The 988-nt window shown below is 50.2% G+C and carries 1 protein-coding gene; it reads right to left on the reverse strand.

Annotation, left to right across the window (positions count from 1 at the left end; all coding sequences use genetic code 11):
• On the reverse strand, positions 1-988 hold a 988-nt coding region (locus EAG18_RS22025; RefSeq protein WP_148098535.1), incomplete at both ends, for an AMP-binding protein.

Below are 988 nucleotides of genomic sequence, written 5' to 3' on the forward strand. Positions count from 1 at the left end.
GGGTTTCGGGTTTCTAAAGTATTGCGCGGTGCCACATAGAGGTTATCGGCTTGAAGCTCTGGTGCAGGCAGAGCCTTACGGTCAAGCTTGCCGTTACCGGTGAGTGGAATATGTTCAACTAGGATAAAGTGACTGGGCACCATGTACTCTGGTAACGCAGCACTTAGGGCAAGCTTTAACTCAGTAATTTCAAGGGTAGACTCTGCAACAAGGTAGGCAGCCAATGCTTTGCCTTGCGGTGCAGGTACATCAATCACCACGGCGTTTTGTACGCCTTGCTGATTGGCAATGGCAGCGGCAATTTCGCCTAATTCAACGCGATAACCACGRATTTTTACCTGCTCATCGTTACGACCGAGATACGCCAAGTCGCCGTTGTCTAGGAAACGGGCTAGATCACCGGTTTTGTAGAGTTTGYTATGGSCGGGGTCATGACTAAACGGGTTRTCAATAAAGCGCTCGGCATTAAGCTCAGGGCGATTTAAGTAACCACGGGCAACCCCAAGACCTGAAATATACAACTCACCCGGTGCGCCAATAGGCATGGGCTGGAGCGACTCAGATAATACATGAAGATTAACGTTAGGATAGGCTTTACCTATGCCTTGATGAAGGCGAGGGTACGCCTGTGCTAGCATCGCACCGACAGTGGTTTCCGTGGGGCCATATTCGTCGAAGATAGCATTAACATGGCCGCTTAAGGCGTCAATGGCCTGCTCAGTCAGTGCTTCACCGCCAAGCATTAGGGTATCAACGTGAGCATCGCTACCAGGTAAGAGTGCCATGGCAAGACTCGGTGTGGTTTTTACAAAACCAATATTCACGGTGCTGAGATGAGCTCTAAAGGCGGCAGCATCAAGAATATCGCCTTCATAGACACACACGGTTTGCCCCGCGAGAAGCGGACATAAGGTGGTCGTGACTGACAGGTCAAAACAGTAGTTAGACGAAAAGTCGATGTTACGATACTTATCCCCTAACTGGCGGG

This window comes from Pseudoalteromonas sp. J010, assembly GCF_003934235.1.
GTDB classification, from domain to species: Bacteria; Pseudomonadota; Gammaproteobacteria; order Enterobacterales; family Alteromonadaceae; genus Pseudoalteromonas; species Pseudoalteromonas peptidolytica.